The organism is Brevibacterium permense, from assembly GCF_025506275.1.
Classification (GTDB): domain Bacteria; phylum Actinomycetota; class Actinomycetes; order Actinomycetales; family Brevibacteriaceae; genus Brevibacterium; species Brevibacterium permense_A.
Window position 1 is genome coordinate 83719 of the sequence record NZ_QYCP01000001.1, and the last position, 15626, is coordinate 99344.

The 15626-nt window shown below is 64.7% G+C and carries 16 protein-coding genes; 9 read left to right on the forward strand and 7 right to left on the reverse strand.

What is annotated here, in order from left to right:
* Position 1: 1 nt before the first annotated feature.
* Both narJ and narI read left to right on the forward strand, forming a co-directional pair.
* Positions 2-853: a nitrate reductase molybdenum cofactor assembly chaperone gene (narJ, locus tag D3I60_RS00360; protein ID WP_262773948.1), complete on the forward strand. Its 852-nt coding sequence runs from the start codon at positions 2-4 to the stop codon at positions 851-853.
* A complete protein-coding gene (gene narI, locus D3I60_RS00365; protein ID WP_262773949.1) occupies positions 850-1581 on the forward strand; it encodes a respiratory nitrate reductase subunit gamma in 732 nt (243 codons plus the stop codon). The genes narJ and narI overlap by 4 nt, the downstream gene beginning before the upstream one ends.
* Before the next feature lie 38 nt (positions 1582-1619).
* Here the strand turns inward: narI and D3I60_RS00370 are convergent, their stop codons facing one another.
* A complete protein-coding gene (locus tag D3I60_RS00370; RefSeq protein ID WP_262773950.1) occupies positions 1620-2312 on the reverse strand; it encodes a helix-turn-helix domain-containing protein in 693 nt (230 codons plus the stop codon).
* Positions 2313-2507: 195 nt separating this feature from the next.
* On the opposite strand from D3I60_RS00370, the gene D3I60_RS00375 reads away from it, so the two are divergent.
* Entirely contained in the window at positions 2508-4232 is a 1725-nt protein-coding gene (locus D3I60_RS00375) for an amidase (protein ID WP_262773951.1), read from the forward strand.
* A 4-nt stretch (positions 4233-4236) separates the two neighbouring features.
* Here D3I60_RS00375 and D3I60_RS00380 read toward each other — a convergent pair whose 3' ends face one another.
* Entirely contained in the window at positions 4237-4971 is a 735-nt protein-coding gene (locus D3I60_RS00380; RefSeq protein WP_262773952.1) for a DUF998 domain-containing protein, read from the reverse strand.
* Between the two features lie 99 nt (positions 4972-5070).
* On the opposite strand from D3I60_RS00380, the gene D3I60_RS00385 reads away from it, so the two are divergent.
* The 3 genes from D3I60_RS00385 to D3I60_RS00395 all read left to right on the forward strand — a co-directional run bounded on the left by D3I60_RS00385 (position 5071) and on the right by D3I60_RS00395 (position 7221).
* Entirely contained in the window at positions 5071-5844 is a 774-nt protein-coding gene (locus tag D3I60_RS00385) for an isocitrate lyase/PEP mutase family protein (RefSeq protein ID WP_262773953.1), read from the forward strand.
* Between the two features lie 66 nt (positions 5845-5910).
* Entirely contained in the window at positions 5911-6672 is a 762-nt protein-coding gene (locus D3I60_RS00390; RefSeq protein ID WP_262773954.1) for a VOC family protein, read from the forward strand.
* A gap of 63 nt (positions 6673-6735) precedes the next feature.
* Positions 6736-7221 carry a hypothetical protein gene (locus D3I60_RS00395; RefSeq protein WP_262773956.1) on the forward strand — a complete coding sequence of 162 codons (486 nt, stop codon included), beginning with the start codon at positions 6736-6738 and terminating at the stop codon, positions 7219-7221.
* Between the two features lie 3 nt (positions 7222-7224).
* Here the strand turns inward: D3I60_RS00395 and D3I60_RS00400 are convergent, their stop codons facing one another.
* The 3 genes from D3I60_RS00400 to D3I60_RS00410 form a co-directional block, all read right to left on the reverse strand.
* Positions 7225-9363 carry a RecQ family ATP-dependent DNA helicase gene (locus tag D3I60_RS00400; protein WP_262773958.1) on the reverse strand — a complete coding sequence of 713 codons (2139 nt, stop codon included), beginning with the start codon at positions 9361-9363 and terminating at the stop codon, positions 7225-7227.
* 74 nt (positions 9364-9437) lie between these two features.
* Positions 9438-9770, reverse strand: a complete 333-nt coding sequence (locus D3I60_RS00405; protein WP_262773960.1) for a hypothetical protein — start codon at positions 9768-9770, stop codon at positions 9438-9440.
* Positions 9771-9788: 18 nt separating this feature from the next.
* A complete protein-coding gene (locus D3I60_RS00410) occupies positions 9789-10262 on the reverse strand; it encodes a hypothetical protein (protein WP_262773962.1) in 474 nt (157 codons plus the stop codon).
* Between the two features lie 148 nt (positions 10263-10410).
* Here D3I60_RS00410 and D3I60_RS00415 point away from each other — a divergent pair, with 148 nt between their 5' ends.
* The gene (locus D3I60_RS00415) at positions 10411-11013 is read left to right on the forward strand and encodes a TetR/AcrR family transcriptional regulator (RefSeq protein WP_262773964.1); all 603 of its coding nucleotides are present in this window, start codon (positions 10411-10413) and stop codon (positions 11011-11013) included.
* Between the two features lie 18 nt (positions 11014-11031).
* Here the strand turns inward: D3I60_RS00415 and D3I60_RS00420 are convergent, their stop codons facing one another.
* Positions 11032-11931 (reverse strand): ArgP/LysG family DNA-binding transcriptional regulator, encoded by a 900-nt coding sequence (locus D3I60_RS00420; RefSeq protein ID WP_262773965.1) that lies wholly within the window; start codon positions 11929-11931, stop codon positions 11032-11034.
* 70 nt (positions 11932-12001) lie between these two features.
* Between D3I60_RS00420 and D3I60_RS00425 the strand changes: the two genes are divergently transcribed.
* Both D3I60_RS00425 and D3I60_RS00430 read left to right on the forward strand, forming a co-directional pair.
* Complete coding sequence (locus tag D3I60_RS00425) at positions 12002-12601, forward strand: LysE/ArgO family amino acid transporter (protein ID WP_262773967.1); 600 nt, start codon at positions 12002-12004, stop codon at positions 12599-12601.
* Between the two features lie 93 nt (positions 12602-12694).
* Positions 12695-13414, forward strand: a complete 720-nt coding sequence (locus D3I60_RS00430; protein WP_262773969.1) for an AAA family ATPase — start codon at positions 12695-12697, stop codon at positions 13412-13414.
* 25 nt (positions 13415-13439) lie between these two features.
* Here the strand turns inward: D3I60_RS00430 and D3I60_RS00435 are convergent, their stop codons facing one another.
* Positions 13440-15617, reverse strand: a complete 2178-nt coding sequence (locus D3I60_RS00435) for a YhgE/Pip domain-containing protein (RefSeq protein ID WP_262773971.1) — start codon at positions 15615-15617, stop codon at positions 13440-13442.
* Positions 15618-15626 lie beyond the last annotated feature (9 nt).

A 15626-nucleotide genomic window follows, 5' to 3' on the forward strand; every position in this document is an offset into this window, starting at 1 on the left:
GATGTACAGACCGCTGAAATTCCTGTCCAAGTGGACGAAACTCGCCGCCGCGCATGCCGAGTCCGGCGGGCAGACGGCCCCGGGGATCGACGATGACGCGCTGCGAGCCGTCTTCGCAGCCGCATCGTGGCTCGTCGACTACCCCGATGAGGATCTGCTTGAACGGCTTCCGCAGATCTCAGCACTGCTGGACCATGCAGAAGTCCCAGATCACCTGAAGGAGGATCTCGGCGCGACGATCGGCCACCTCGGTGCCGGTGATCCCATCGGTCTGCGTGCCGACTATGTCGAGACTTTCGATACCAGGCGGCGCGGCTGCCTGTTCCTCACATATTTCTCCAACGGCGACACACGCAAGCGCGGGCAGGCCCTGCTGGAGATCAAGGAGATCTATCGGACGGCGGGCCTGGACACGGATGAGACACAGCTTCCCGACCATCTCTCCTACGTTCTCGAGTTCGCGGCCGGGCACGATCTCGATGCTGGAGTGCGGATCCTGCTGGCCAACCGGGCCGGGATCGAGCTGCTGCGCCTGCACCTGACCGAGATCAGCTCTCCTTGGGCGGGCACGATCCGCGCCGTCTGCGCCACCCTTCCCGCCCTCGACAGTGACGACATCCACGCCGTCGAACGACTGGCCGCCGAGGGCCCGGCCACGGAGACCGTCGGCCTCGACGGGCTCGGCGGGTACGGTGACGCTCCGCCTAGTGCGGCCGAGACTGCGGCGGCGATGGCAGCGGCACCTCACGCCTCGATGCCGCCCGGCTCGGCCCAGGCGGCCCCGGGCGGCTGCTCGCCAGGCGGAGGACAGACATTCATTCCGTTGACGGAAGTGACAGGAGAGCGATCATGAACTCACCGACAGTGCTCGAGACGTTCCTGTGGGTGATCATCCCCTACATGGCGCTGGCAGTGTTCGTCCTCGGCCATGTCTGGCGCTTCCGCCGCGACCGGTTCGGGTGGACGACGAGGTCGAGTCAGATCTACGAATCGAAGCTGTTGCGGATCGGCTCGCCGCTGTTCCACTACGGCATCATCTTCGTCTTCCTGGGCCATGTCATCGGCCTCGGCATCCCGAAGACCTGGACCTCTGCCGTGGGCATCACCGACCACATGTACCACTTCATGGCGATCACGGTGGGCCTGGGCGCCGCGGCCGCGACGGTCGGTGGGCTCGTCCTGCTCATCTATCGCCGGAGGACGAACAACCGGGTCTTCGGTGCGACCACCCGTCTCGACAAGCTGATGTACCTCATGCTCGCAGTCGTCATCTTCGCCGGGGTGTACTCGACGATCTTCGACTCGGCCCTCGGCGGATACGACTATCGTGAGGGCGTGTCCGTGTGGTTCCGTCAGTTCTGGATGTTCCAGCCGGATGTCAGCCTCATGGCACAGGCACCACTGGGCTTCAAGGTCCATGTCATGTCCGCGATCCTCATCTTCGCGCTATGGCCGTTCACCCGACTCGTCCACGTCTTTGCCGCCCCACTGGGCTACCTGACCAGGCCGTACATCATCTACCGCTCGAAGGACTGGCAACGTCAGCCGCAGCGCCGCGGATGGGAGACCATCGACTACTGAGGATCGTCCTGCGAATCCGAGCCGGCATCGAGGCCCTGCTAGGGCTGGGAGTCCTGCGCGGCACCGTCCCCCGGTCCGGCTTCCGACTCCATTGAGGTGCCCGGGCAGTGGGCGTCGCGCAGCAGAATCTGGCAGGTGTCCGCCGAAATGAACGGCTGCAGCCGGTCAAGTTCAAGCGGACCCGACACCTGGCTGAGGAGGTCTTTGACGATCTTTGCGTGGATGCCGCAGGCGATCGCACGATCGTCACCCACCATCCGATAGTGCGGACATGGAGCCAATGAAATCCGCAGCTCTTCGGCATCGGGCTCGGGCTCCATTCCCGAATCGTCGAGATGTTCGTAGAGCAGATCGAATTGAATGCCTGCTTGGTCGCCGAGTGCGTCGAGGCCGGTCGGACGCAGCTCCGCTCCGGCCATGAGGCGGGTCAGCACGTCGTGATGTTCGCGTGCGCGGGCGATGCGTTCAGCCGCGGCGGAGTTCGACTCCGGATCGTCGACCGGATGGTAGACCATCGGCGGTCTGCCCCTCACTCCTGTCGATTCGGGCTGCAGATAGACGAACCCTTCCTCGACGAGCACCCGCAGATGGTCACGGGCCGTGTTCGTGTGCAATCCGACCTCGTCGGCGAGCTCCTTGAGACGGCTGCCCGGGTGATTCTGCACGGCACCCAGCAACAGGACCCGACTGACCTCGGCCAGTCCTCGATAGTCGTTCACTCTTCGCGGCATGTCATCACATCCTTGCGACTGCCTCAGTGGGGAACAGTTCGGAGACCATCTCCACCACCATTCTACAATGCGTAGAAGACGTTCTCGTTGGCCGTCGACAACGAAATCCGCAGCGCAGCCCAACCGGATCGGCGCTACTCTGGGCAGGAACACACCCACATCGCGCACGCACCGTCGAGTGCCCGGAGGAAGATCATGTCGAAGTTCGATGTCGTCGAAGCGTCCATCGCCGATCTGCGAGCCGCCCTCGAGGACGGCCGCACCACCTCGGTGGAGCTCGTCGAGGCCTACCAGGATCGGATCGCCGCATTCGACGGCCCCGACACCGACACCAAGCTCAACTCTGTGATCGTGAAGAACCCGCAAGCCCTCGCCGAGGCGGCCGCTTCCGACGAACGCCGCGCCGCGGGCCGTACGCTCGGCCCCCTCGACGGGATCCCGTACACCGCGAAGGACAGCTACATGGTCGCGGGCCTCACGGTCGCCTCCGGGTCTCCGGCCTTCGCCGACCTCATCGCGCAGAGGGATGCGTTCACGATCGAACGGCTGCGCGCAGGCGGCGCCATCTGCCTGGGCCTGACGAATATGCCGCCGATGGCCAACGGCGGCATGCAGCGCGGACTCTACGGCCGCGCCGAAAGTCCCTACAACGCCGACTGGCTGACCAGCGCCTTCGCCTCCGGTTCGTCGAACGGTTCGGGAACGGCCACGACGGCGAGCTTCGCAGCCTTCGGCCTCGGCGAGGAGACCTGGTCATCGGGTCGTGCACCGGCGTCACACAATGCGCTCATCGCCTACACCCCCTCACGCGGGGTCATCAGCGTGCGCGGAAACTGGCCGCTCGTGCCGACCATGGACGTCGTCGTCCCCCACACTCGCACAATGGCCGATCTGGCAGAGGTCCTCGACGTCATCGTCGCCGACGACGAGCGGACTCGCGGGGACTTCTGGCGCGTCCAGCCCTGGGTAGACATCCCGAAGGCGAGCGCGGTGCGCCCTGACTCCTATGCCGCACTGCTGCCGGAAACGCTCGCGGCGGCACAGACGGTGTTGGCCGGCAAGCGCCTCGGCGTGCCACGGATGTACATCAACGCCGATGACGAGGCCGGAACGAACCCGGACGGCGGTATCGGCGGGCCCACCGGTCAGCGAATCGACACCCGCGCCTCGGTGATCGAGGCATGGGAGGCGGCGCGAGCCGATCTCGAATCCGCAGGCGCCGAGGTGGTCGAGACCGACTTCCCGGTCGTGAGCAACTACGAGGGCGACCGGCCCGGTGCGCCGACGATCGCGACGCGGGGGTTCGTCACCGCCTCCTACCTCGATCGAGAGATCAACGACCTCTCGTCGTGGGGATGGGATGACTTCCTCGCCGCGAACGGCGACCCGAAACTGAACACCCTCGCCGAGGTGGACGGATCCTTGATCTTCCCCCACCCAGCCGGTGCGCTGCCGGACCGGTACGACGGGTTCGACGATGACATCGCAACTTACCCCGAACAGGTGCGGGCCCACGGCTATTCGTCGCCGGTAGAGATCCCTGAACTTGAGTCCGGCGTGCGCGGGCTCGAGGAGACGAGGCGGGTCGACCTCGAAGAGTGGATGGACGCCCACGCTCTCGATGCGGTGATCTTCCCGGCGATGGCCGACGTGGGCCCGGCGGACATGGACGTCAATGAAACGTCTGCGGACCTGGGATGGCGCAACGGCACATGGGTGGCCAACGGCAACCTCGTGCCGCGTCATCTGGGAATCCCGTCGGTGACGGTGCCGATGGGCACGATGACCGACACCGGAATCCCCGTGGGCCTGACAATCGCCGGGCGCGGCTGGGACGATAATGCGCTCATCGAGATCGCCGCAGCGTTCGAGGCGACGGGCAACCGTCGCCAGGTGCCGCCGCGGACTCCGCGGCTGTAGAGACTCAGCGCCCTGAAGCGAGTTCGCGTTTTCGCCTGGAGGCGTCACGCAGCTGCATCCATCCGGCAAGGATGAACCAGATGAGGAACGGGTAGGACGCGGCTCTCTCGACAATGCCGACGGGCAGGTTCCAAGTCTCGGGAGCGGCCAAGAACAGTGCTCCGGCGAGACCGAACGCGCCCAGTCCGAGCGTGAGCCCGCCGAATTCGACGGGACCGATCCAGCGCTTCTCGGTCCAGCGAGTCAAAGCAACGCCCGCGGCGAGCAGACCGAGATTCTGGATTCCGGATCCGCCGAAACCGAAGACAGTATGCAGAGTCGGATCGATATCGGCGGGGAACATCCCGGTTCCGGCCAACAGCATTCCGCCGGCGGCGAGCAGGAAGGACCCGCACCTGCCCCAGCGACTCGGGGCGATCCAGTCATGCCAGATGAAGGCGATGATCGCAAGCATCGATCCGGCGATGATGGAAACACCGTTGACGAAGGGATGGGCCGGCGAGCAGACCTCGATCGGGGTTCCGACGTCTCCCCAGTCCCCGCATCCGGTCATCCCCAGATGGCTGATGGGCTGCTGCGTGAACGAATAGCCGCCTTCGGACATCAGCGCAGCGGGAATCTCGATGAGGATCGTGGCCATGCCGGCAAGCACGGCGAGAAGTGCCCACACCCGCTCGGGTTTGGGCGAAACGCGGATGGTGCCCGAACCGGCCACCTCTGCTCCTCCGTACGGCGACATCGGATGTTGTTCACGCTATCACTGCGCTTGCCTGAAACCTTCTGGTGAACCAGTCCGACCCCTGGCGTGTCGAGGCACAACAGTGGAACAGTATTGACCATGGTCGATTACACGGTTCTCGCCGAACGCGCTTTCACCCTCCTGCAGGGGCATCACCAGGACGAACCTCTCGTGCTGCCGACCGTCTGGGATGCCTGGTCGGCTCGTGCGATGGTCGACGTCGGTTTCAACGCTCTGAGCGTCGGGTCGCACCCATTGGCCGATTCACTCGGCCACGGCGACGGTGAGCAGATGACGCTCGAGCAAGCGCTCGAGGGGATCTCCAGGATCACCTCGGCGGTGGATGTTCCGGTCACCGCGGATCTCGAATCCGGCTACGACACCCCCGCTCCCGAGCTCATCGCAGGCCTCCTCGAGGCCGGAGCGATCGGTGTGAATATCGAGGACACGGTCCACAGTCGGGGCAGTATGCGCAGCCCCGAGGAGCACGCCGAATACATCTGGAGCCTGCGCCAAGCGGCCGAGGCTCAAAGAGTCCACGTCGTCATCAACGCCCGCACCGACGTTTTCAAATATCCCGGCGACTTCGAAGACCCCACCGCCGAGGTGGTCCGACGTCTGCGTCTGTGCACCGACGCAGGCGCGGACTCCGTCTATCCCGTCCGTCTGCCCGATGTGGGCGCACTCAAGTCGATCCTCGCGCAGATCACTCTGCCGCTCAACGTCACCGCGCACCCGATCAAGGGCGCGGTGCCCGAAGAACTCGACCTCGCCCAGCTCGCTGAGCTCGGGGTCGGGCGCGTGACCTTCGGTCCGCTTCTGCAGGCGGCGCTGACCGACTGCTTCGCGGATTTCACGCGCGCTTGGCAGTAGGGTCATCCCCCTGCCGTCGGCACCATTCACTGCAACTCACTTCCACCCATCACAAGAGGAGACGCAATGCCTGCCAACCCCCGCGAAGGCCAGCCGATCTGGATCGACTATGTCTGCCAGGACCTCGATGCCGCCCAGAACTTCTACAATCAGCTCTTCGGCTGGGAATTCACCGACATGGGTGAGGACTTCGGCCACTACAACATGATCACGAAGGACGGAGGCAACGTCGGCGGCGCCATGCGAGCCATGAACATGGACGGCACCCCGAGCCCGGAGATGCCCACGGCTTGGTCGACCTACCTGCACACTGGGGACATCGCCGGAGTCCACCAAGCAGCGTTGGGTGCCGGTGCTGCGGACGTCGTCGGCCCGATGCCCGTCGGCCCACTCGGCCAGATGGCCGTCGTCGTCGATCCGACGGGATCACCTATCGGCATGTGGCAGCCCGGTGAGTTCTCCGGCTTCGATACCCCGCTCACTCCGGGAACCCCCGTGTGGTTCGAACTCATGACGACGAACTACCAGGCTGCGAACGAGTTCTACGGCAACGTCTTCTCATTCGACATCACCCCGATGGAGGGCTTCCCGTACTCGACGCACGGCGATGGTGACGAGGCTGTGGCCGGAATCTGTGACGCCAGCGAGTGGGCACAGAACTCCTTTTGGCGCACCTACTTCAACGTCGAAGACGCCGATGCCGCGGCAGGAAAGGTGACCGAGCTCGGCGGCAAGGTGCACGCCGGTCCCGAAGACTCCCCGTACGGACGCATCGTCACGGTCACCGATCCGGAAGGTGCGACGTTCCAGCTTCAGCAGAATCTGTGACCGTCACGGAGGCGGCACGGCACTGGTTCGGTCGGCTGCTCTGCGGCAGCCACTGATCCGGCTGTGACTGACACCGACCGTTTTGCACCGCTGCGGCGACGATTCCTCAGTCTCGGGCTCGGGGAGATCGTCGCCGCAGCGGTCTTCGCGATTGTCCCGGCACGTCTCGCTTTCATCGCGGCAGATCGGGCCGAGGCCGCACTGTGGTCAGGGCTGATCCCTCTGCTCTTCATCCTCGTCCAAGCCGGAGTCTATTGGCTGGTCGCTCGGCATCATCTGCCGGCCCCGATTCCAAGACCGGTCGCTCGAATCTATCGGTTTCTGCGAGTCAGCAACCCGATCGTGCTTCTCGCCTCACTCATCGGCATCGTCGTCGCTTGGCCCGGCGTTTCACTCAGCGCGGTTCTCATCATCGTCATCTGGCTGTTCGCTGTGGCCGAGTACGTCAACTATTTCCATGTCCGCCTCTCCTACCCGTGGTCGACATGGGCAGGGCAGGTCGGACGCTGGTCGACGCCGAGGCTGGTCAGAGACCTGCGGTGGGCCTGACGTTCAGGCCCGCAGTGCAAGGGCAAACGGCAGCACCGAAGTTGCTCCTGCTCGCCGCAGCAATCGTGCACAGACCGTCATCGTCCACCGCGAGACGACCTCGTCGTCGACGAGCAGCACTGACTTCCCGGCCGCTGCCTCCTCGACTTCCGGAGGAACAACGAAGGCCTCATAGAGGTCCTTGACGCGGAAAGCACTGTTGACATCAGGGGTGCCGTGATCGCCTACCTGGAGCAGTTCCCCGCCGTCCACAAGTCGGCCGGCCGCGGCGAGATTCGCGGCCAGAGACCGCACCGTCACGGGACGTCGGTTGCTCGGGATCGATACGACTACCTCGGGCCGTGTTTTCCAATTCCACTGTGCCAGGACTTCCAGACACCACTTGCCGATCTGACCGGGCACCTCGGCGTCGGGAGCATCAGGGGCGAGAAACGAGCGCAGACTCTGCCCCTGACCAAGGTCGGAGAGGCGGGCGATGGCACGTCCCTCCTCGGCGAGCTCTTCAGCCGGGATCCGCCCTTTGAGAGGGACACCGATATTGGCCAATCCGCTGGGCCAGGTGCTGCGCGGCTCGATCGGCAGGCCGATCTTGTGCAGGTTGCCGGCCGCCGCTTGGCGCTGTTCGTCGGAGATCTCGGCAGAGAACCACACTCCCGCACAGTTGTCGCAGCGGCCGCAGGGTTTCGGGTCGGGATCGTCGAGCTGACGGATGAGGAACTCCATCCGACACTGCCCGGTCGCCTCATAATCGAGCATGGCCTGGGCCTCTTCGGCTCGGACGGCCGCGACCTTCTCATAGCGTTCCCGGTCATAGGTCCACCCCAGCCCGGTCGAGACGTATCCGCCCTTTACCTTCGACACTGCGTCTTCGACCTCGAGGGTCTTGAGCAGCAGGTTGAGTCGGGAGCGTTTGGTTCCGACCAAAGTTTCCAAGCGGGCCACGGACAGGGGGCAGTCCGCCTCGGCGAGGGCTGCGAGCACGGCGTTCGCGTCGTCCTGATTGGGCATCGATGCGGTCGCAAAGTACTCCCAGATCTGTTCGTCTTCCGCTCCGGGCAACAGGAGGACATCGGCGGAGTCTGTGGCGCGGCCGGCTCGGCCGACCTGCTGGTAGTAGGCCACGGCTGAGGAGGGCGCGCCGATGTGGATGACGAATCCGAGGTCGGGTTTGTCGAATCCCATGCCCAGCGCCGAGGTGGCCACCAGCGCCTTGATCCGATTGTCCTTGAGCTGCTGCTCGAGTTCCGCGCGTTCTTCGGCATCGGTCCGGCCCGTATAGGCGCGGACCTCGTGGCCTTGTTCGCGCAGCATTCGGGTGATGTCCTCGGCGGCGGAGACGGTGAGCGTGTAGACGATTCCGGACCCGGTGAAGTCGTTGAGATGGGAGGCCAGCCAGGCGATGCGGGCACTGGCGTCGAGCCCTGGGAGGACGCCGAGGCGCAGGGAATCTCGGGCGAGTTCGCCGCGGACGACGGTGGTGTCGTCGCCGAGCTGTTCGGCGACGTCGGTGACGACGCGGGAGTTCGCGGTCGCGGTCGTCGCGAGAACCGGGGTGTCACGTGGCAGTTCGGACAGGATCCGGCCGATGCGGCGGTAGTCGGGGCGGAAATCGTGGCCCCAATCGGAGATGCAGTGGGCTTCGTCGACGACGATGAGGCCGAGGAAGGCCAGCAGCTGCGGCAGCACTTCGTCGCGGAACTGCGGATTGTTCAGCCTCTCCGGGGAGACCAGGAGGACGTCGAGGCTGCCGGCCTTGAGGTCCTCGAGCACGGAGTCCCATTCGGTGACGTTCGAGGAGTTGAGGCTGGCGGCGCGGACTCCGGCACGTTCGGCCGCGGCGATCTGGTCGCGCATGAGTGCCAGCAGCGGGGAGATGATGAGGCTCGGCCCGGTGCCTGAAGCCCGAAGCATCCGAGTAGCCACGAAGTACACCGCGGACTTGCCCCACCCGGTGCGCTGGACGACAAGGACGCGTTTCTTCGCCTGCACGAGGTCACGGATGGACTCGAGCTGGCCGTCGCGGAACTGCGCGTTAGGATTCGCGGTGAGCTCGGCGAGGATGCGCTGCGCCTCGATCGCGAAGTCGTCGGGGGCACCGGACGATTCGGCCGCGGGTGGGGATGTCGAGGTGGATTCCGTCATGGGGCCAGTCTAGGTGGAGGGTGTGACACGACTGCCTGCACGGGCAGTTGACGGTCGGCCGCCTCGGGGAAGGGCTACTTGCCCTTGACCGAAACACCGCCCGCGAGGATCACAACCGTCTGACCATCCTCGTCCATGCAGTCGATGGTCTCCTCCACATGCACGGCCAGCAGCCGCCAGGCTGCCTCGTCAGACGTCAGCCCAGGCTGGCCCCAAATCTGCTCCGGGTGCCCGCCGACTAGGTCGGTGAGCCGCAACTCGAGATCCGCCTGAGTTGTTTCCACAATCGCCGACCTGGGCAGCACCGGATCAGCAGTGCGCACAGCAAAGGACGTCTCACTGATGCGGTCGACATGACCGATCGACGTCAGTTTCTGTGCGAAGTCATCCAGGCCGGGGTTCATCATCTCTCCGAAATTGACCAATCAGCGCAGCGCCAGCTCGATGCCCAAGGTAGCAAGCACTCCGAAGAGGACGCCCCAGAGGATGATCGAGATGACCTGCCAGAAGGCTACGACATTGCGGTTCGCACCGAAGCCGACCATCGCGGACGATGTGATCTGCGAAGGCAGGAGCGTCTGGCCGAGCAGCGAGACTCCCGGCACGCCGAATTTGTCGAACATGCGCTTGAGCCGCTGTCGTTTCGGCTTCTCCTCGACCTCTTTGTTCTTCGTCGCCTTGTCGCGGATGGCACCGGCCCCATAAACGAAGGCGAGCATCGAGATGACGTTGCCGATGACGGCCACGACGATGGCGACCACGGGATGCAGGCCGATGGCAACTCCGATGACGGAGCCGAAATACGACTCGACGAAGGGGATGGCCGAGACGAGCAGAACGCCCGCCCACTGCAGCCAGTCGGGAAAGTTTCCGGCGAATTCCTGCAGACTGTCGATCATGAGGGCTCTCTCTTCTTCCGTTCGGGTCCTCTGGTCGGGTCAGCACGCTGTTCCTGCCACGCCGTTTCGACGCGTTGGCACACCGTACTAGTACAACGTACTATACACTGAGCAGAACTATCGTTGTCAATGAAGCAAGGAGTCACGGTTGTCGAAGCGAGATGAGATCATCGCCGCGGCGATTCGCCTAGCTGAGGGGTCGCAGCCTGGGCATGCAAACCTCAGCGTTCGCGCAGTGGCCAAGGAAGCAGGAGTCGGACCATCGACGCTGCGCCATTACTTCCCCACCCAATCCGATCTCCACGAAGCCGTCATGCGGCGTGCCTTCGATACCGTTGTCAACGACTTCTCCATCTCCGACACAACGGTCAGCCCTGCCGACCGTCTGTACGAGTGCTGCGCCCAGTTCCTGCCGAATCATGAGCACCGGGATCTTCAGCTCGAGGCGTGGTTCGGCATGCATCTGCACGCCCTCGGCCCAGAGAGACGCGGTGTCTCCCACCGGCTTCTCGAGCACGCCCACGAAATCACCTACGACGCCCTGCATCGCTGGCTGAATCAGCTCGCCCGCGAAGGGCATATCGACCCCGACGCGGTGAAACCGGCAGCCACCCTGCTCTTCACCACCATCGACGGCCTCAGCCTGCATGCGATCATCAAGCCGGAGACCACGACCGTCGACGTGATCCATGAGCAGATCAAGTGGACGATCGACGAACTCCTCCGCCCTGAGCGGCACGGCGAGCCATGATCGGGGCCCGGCAGAGAATCACCGCATGGCGGCGGCCGCACGCCCCAGCGACTCGGTGAGTCTGGCCAGTTTGTCCGAGGCCAACGTCCAGTGGTGCCAGTACAGCGGGACGTCGATATGCGGATCGGCGCCGATCTCGACGAGGTCTGCGTCCAGACCGTCGAGCTGCATGACCGGCACCATCCCCCAGCCGAGGCCCGCCTCCACCGCCGCCGCGAACTCCGCCGACCCCGGCACCACCGACATCGGCGGCCTCCCGTCGATTCCGCAGCGGCGGAGGAACTCGAACTGCAGGTCATCGTCCTGTCCGAAGTTCACCATCGGCAGCACGGTCAGATCCGCCTCGGTGCCGGTGGAATGCCGATCGAGCAGGGAGCGTTCGGCCACGGCGACGTAGCGCATCGCCCCGAGGTCGGCGACCGTCGTCCCATAGCCGCCCGTCGCTGTCGAGGTGATCGTGCCGAGCACCTCCCCCGATGCCAGGAGCGGCAGCGCTTTGTCCTGGTCGACCATCTCGATGCGGAGGACGACATCGTCCCAGTCGGCCGCCTCGGCGAAGATCGGACGGAACCACGTCGCCATCGAATCGGCGTTCACACCCACCCGCAGCACGGTGGGCTCACTCCGCTCGGCTCCGGACCGCCCCTTTCCGAGGGAGTCGGCGTCGATGCCGTGCAGCCGGTCGAGCGCCTCGGACTCGAGCAGCTCAACCTGCCGGGCGTAGCGGAGGATCGCCTGCCCCGCCCCGGTGACGGTGATCGGATTCGTTCGTCGGATGAGCACCTGCCCGAGGCGGGACTCGAGTGTGCGGATGCGCTGACTAGCCGCCGAGGCGGTGATGCCCAGAACGAAGGCCGCTCCCTCGACGGTGCCTTCGTCGACAGCGGCGGCGAGCGCCTTGACGTGATCGATGTTCATGAAGCAATTGTGCATCAGATGCATATTCTGTTGTTTTTCTTCTGAACTATCGGTCTCTACTGTTGAGTCCGTGTTCACTCATCTCGTCACCGGACTCCTCACCGGCTGGTCCCTCATCATCGCCGTCGGCCCGCAGAACGCACTCCTGCTGCGGCAGGGGATCCGGCGCGAGCACCTCGGCGTCGTGGTCACCATCTGCATCGTCGCCGACGTGCTGCTCATCGCGGCGGGCACAGTGGGGATCGGGGCGATCGTGCTGCTCGCGCCGTGGGCGCTCGAAGTCCTGCGGTGGCTGGGCGTGGCCTACCTGCTGTGGTTCGCGTGGACGAGCCTGAAATCGGCGCGCGAAGCCACCGGGCTGAAGGCGGACACACACCAGCGGACCCTCAAGTCCATCATCGTCACCACACTGGCGCTGACGTTCCTCAACCCCGGTGTCTACATCGACACCGTCGTCATGCTCGGCAACCTCGCGAATCAGCAGGGCCCGGACGGGGTATGGCCGTTCACGTTCGGGGCGATGCTCGGCTCGGTCAGCTGGTTCCTCGTCATCGGCTACGGCGCCCGCGGACTCTCCCGATACCTGGGACGGCCGCGGGTCTGGCAAGTCCTCGACATCGTCATCGCCGTCGTGCTTGTGGTGCTGGCCGTGCGGCTGGCGCTCGGGTAGCCGGGAAGTCGCTGCAGACTGTGCCGGCATTCGGGTCGGCCGCCAGGTGGAGGATCCGCGGTCGTGTCGGGGCCGAGCGATACCGTCCCAGACATGGATCCCCGCATCGATCTGCCGCTGCGATCAGTGGCCAAGCATTCCCTGGCCCCTCCGGAGCTGAGCCCGTGGCTGCGTGATCTGCCGGCCGTTCGCGACGTTCTGTCCGGCTTCGAGTTCGATCGGACGACCGTCTTCGTCGGCGAGAACGGCTCAGGCAAGTCGACCATCATCGAGGCCATCGCCACGGCCCTCGAGCTCCCGCACGGCGGCGGCTCCGATTGGGAGGTGCGCGATCACGTCGAGGCCCCTCCCGAGCTGAGTGAACACCTGCAGATCGTGCGCGGAGCGACGACGAATCGCAGCGGGTTCTTCCTCCGTGCTGAAACGATGCACGAGAACATGGCCTATCTCATGAGCGTCGATTCAATGCGCGGCTATCACTATGCTCAGCGCTCGCACGGCGAGATGTTCGTCGACATGCTCACGAGCCGTTTCATGGAGCTGGGACTGTGGATCCTCGACGAGCCGGAGAGCGCCCTGTCTTTCACAGCCTCGCTGACTCTTCTTCAGCTCGTCCGCGAACGCCAGCGGAAGGGCCTGCAGACCGTCATGGCCACCCACTCCCCCATCCTCGCCAGAGCCGACAGTGCGAAGATCATCGAGGTCGGCGACTGGGGCTTGCGAGAATCCCAATGGGAGGACCTCGAAATGGTCGATCACTGGCGCCGCTTCCTCCACGACCCGCAACGGTACCTGCGCTACCTCGAAGGCTGAGCCGCCAGCCGAGCCCCGGCCCGGCCTACAGTTGCAGGCTCGGGTGGAGCTGAGTGAGCGTGACCATGCGTTTGCGGCTGCAGACCACAGTTGTGGCGACCAGACAGATTGCAGTCATCAGCAGCAGGACCACGGCTGCCTGCGCGGCGATGAACATGTCACCACCGGCAACCAGTGTGCGCAGGCCGCTGACCGCGTGCGTCATCGGCAGGAACGGCGAGATGATCTGGAAGACCTTCGGCGCCGTCTCCACCGGATAGGTTCCGCCTGCCGATGCGATCTGCAGCATCAGCAGAACCAGGGCAATCAGCCTGCCGACACCGCCCAAGGCCGCGACACACAACTGGTGCACGGAGTGGAAACAGGCCGCCACGAGCATCGAGAACAGCAGTGTCCACAACCACGATCCGGCCGAGAAGTCCAAGGTGAAGGCGAGGATCGCATAGAGGACCGCGACTTGGGCGATGCCGAACAGCAGCCCGGGAACGTAGCCGGCCCATGCGATGCGCGACGAGGTGGCCGATGAGAACAGTGCTCGGTATGGGATGGCGTTGAGCACCATGTAGGTGATCATTCCGCCGATCCACAGAGCCAGGGAGACGAAGAACGCGGACAGTCCTTCGCCATAGGCATCGACGGCGTTGTCCTTGACCTTGTCTGCATCGACGGGAACCGCCACGACATCCGAACGGTTCTCCCGGTCCTTCTTGTCGTAGGTCGGGATCTGCTCGAGTCCTTTCTCCAGCCCGTCGGCGAGTTCTCCGGAACCGTCATCAAGCTTGCCCGCACCCTTGTCGAGTTCGGTCGACCCGTCGACGAGCTGTTCCGAACCGTCCTTGAGATCACCGACTCCGTCTTCGGCCTTCGCCGTGCCGTCCTTGAGCTGGACGGCCCCGTCATGCAGGTCGCCGGCCCCTTTGGCGAGCTTGCCTGCTCCGGCGTCGAGCTTGACCAGACCGGAATGGAGGTCATCGGCACCAGTCGCGACCTTCTGCGCTCCGTCGTCGAGCTGACCGATCTTCTTATCGGCCGTGCGGATCTTGTCCATCACTCCGTCGACCGCGTCGGTCAGCTTGTCCTCGAGGCTCTTGGCTTCATCCTTGGCATCGGAGGCGCGCTTGTGCGCGGAATCGAGGTCCTCGCCGAGGCCGTTGGCATCCTCGGCGAGTTTCTTGACGTTCGGGTCGTCCGGATAGTCCTCCTTCAGCTGCTTGATCCGGTCGTCCATGTCCCCGCGCACGGTGGTGCGGGCGTCGTCGAAGTCCCCTTCGGCGCGCTCGAGCTTCGGCCGCGCTCCGTCGACGACGTCGTCGGCCTTGCGTTTGACGTCTTCGGCTTTCTCCGTCGCCTCATCGGCGGTATCGCGCAGCTCTGAGGTGCCGTCGGCGACCTGCCCGGCACCGTCGGCGAGTTTCTTCGATCCGTTCTTCGCCTCGGTGGTGGATTTCGCCAGGGTATCGGCTCCGTCGGCGAGGTCGCCGCTGCCCTTCTTCAGCTCGCCCGCACCCTGATCGAGGTCGATGAGCCCGGTCTGCAGCGTTCCGATTCCTTTGTCGAGCTTCGTCGTCCCGTCCACGAGCTCTCCGGTGCCGTCGTGGAGCTGGCCTGCTCCGTCGTGCAGGTCGGACGCACCGTTTGCAGCTTTCTCCGTCTCCGAATGGATGTCGTTGAATCCGAGATACACCTGGTTGACGTACTCGGCGGTCGTCGTCTTGCTCAGTCCGCCCTTGATCTCGGAGAGGATGGTCCCGGCCACCTGTCCGACGATGAAGTTGTGGGCGTCGTCGGTGCGCAGCTGCAGCCCTGCCTGCTCCGGATCGTCACCTCCGGTCGACACGAGCATCTCGGAGAAGTCCGAGGGGATCTCGAGGACCGCGAAGTACTTCCCTTCGGCCAGTCCCTCGTCGGCTTCTTTCTGACTGGTCTCCTGCCAGTCGAATCCGCCTTCGCCCTTCGGCGTGATCTCGTCGACGAGTTCCTGACCGGCGTTGAGCTTCTCTCCGTCCGAGTCGGGCTTCTCCGCGCCGGTATCCTCGTTGACGATTGCCGCCTGCAGCTTGTCGAGGTGCTCGGTCGGGTTCCAGTTCGAAGCCAGGTACAGCCCGCCGTAGATCGACGGGATGACGATGATGACGATCATCGCCAAGCGCGTGATCGTGTGGCGTTTGAATCGTGAGAGTTCTAACCAGGGCAGGGAGAACATTCGGGAATC

What these genes read in the sequence shown, in the direction of transcription:
- D3I60_RS00400 (WP_262773958.1), bottom strand. Translation starts at nt 9,363, where the DNA reads ATGACGGAATCCACCTCGACATCCCCACCCGCGGCCGAATCGTCCGGT.
- D3I60_RS00385 (WP_262773953.1), top strand. Translation starts at nt 5,071, where the DNA reads ATGGTCGATTACACGGTTCTCGCCGAACGCGCTTTCACCCTCCTGCAG.
- D3I60_RS00435 (WP_262773971.1), bottom strand. Translation starts at nt 15,617, where the DNA reads ATGTTCTCCCTGCCCTGGTTAGAACTCTCACGATTCAAACGCCACACG.
- D3I60_RS00405 (WP_262773960.1), bottom strand. Translation starts at nt 9,770, where the DNA reads ATGATGAACCCCGGCCTGGATGACTTCGCACAGAAACTGACGTCGATC.
- narI (WP_262773949.1), top strand. Translation starts at nt 850, where the DNA reads ATGAACTCACCGACAGTGCTCGAGACGTTCCTGTGGGTGATCATCCCC.
- D3I60_RS00390 (WP_262773954.1), top strand. Translation starts at nt 5,911, where the DNA reads ATGCCTGCCAACCCCCGCGAAGGCCAGCCGATCTGGATCGACTATGTC.
- D3I60_RS00420 (WP_262773965.1), bottom strand. Translation starts at nt 11,931, where the DNA reads ATGAACATCGATCACGTCAAGGCGCTCGCCGCCGCTGTCGACGAAGGC.
- D3I60_RS00375 (WP_262773951.1), top strand. Translation starts at nt 2,508, where the DNA reads ATGTCGAAGTTCGATGTCGTCGAAGCGTCCATCGCCGATCTGCGAGCC.
- D3I60_RS00410 (WP_262773962.1), bottom strand. Translation starts at nt 10,262, where the DNA reads ATGATCGACAGTCTGCAGGAATTCGCCGGAAACTTTCCCGACTGGCTG.
- D3I60_RS00380 (WP_262773952.1), bottom strand. Translation starts at nt 4,971, where the DNA reads ATGTCGCCGTACGGAGGAGCAGAGGTGGCCGGTTCGGGCACCATCCGC.
- D3I60_RS00430 (WP_262773969.1), top strand. Translation starts at nt 12,695, where the DNA reads ATGGATCCCCGCATCGATCTGCCGCTGCGATCAGTGGCCAAGCATTCC.
- D3I60_RS00370 (WP_262773950.1), bottom strand. Translation starts at nt 2,312, where the DNA reads ATGCCGCGAAGAGTGAACGACTATCGAGGACTGGCCGAGGTCAGTCGG.
- narJ (WP_262773948.1), top strand. Translation starts at nt 2, where the DNA reads ATGTACAGACCGCTGAAATTCCTGTCCAAGTGGACGAAACTCGCCGCC.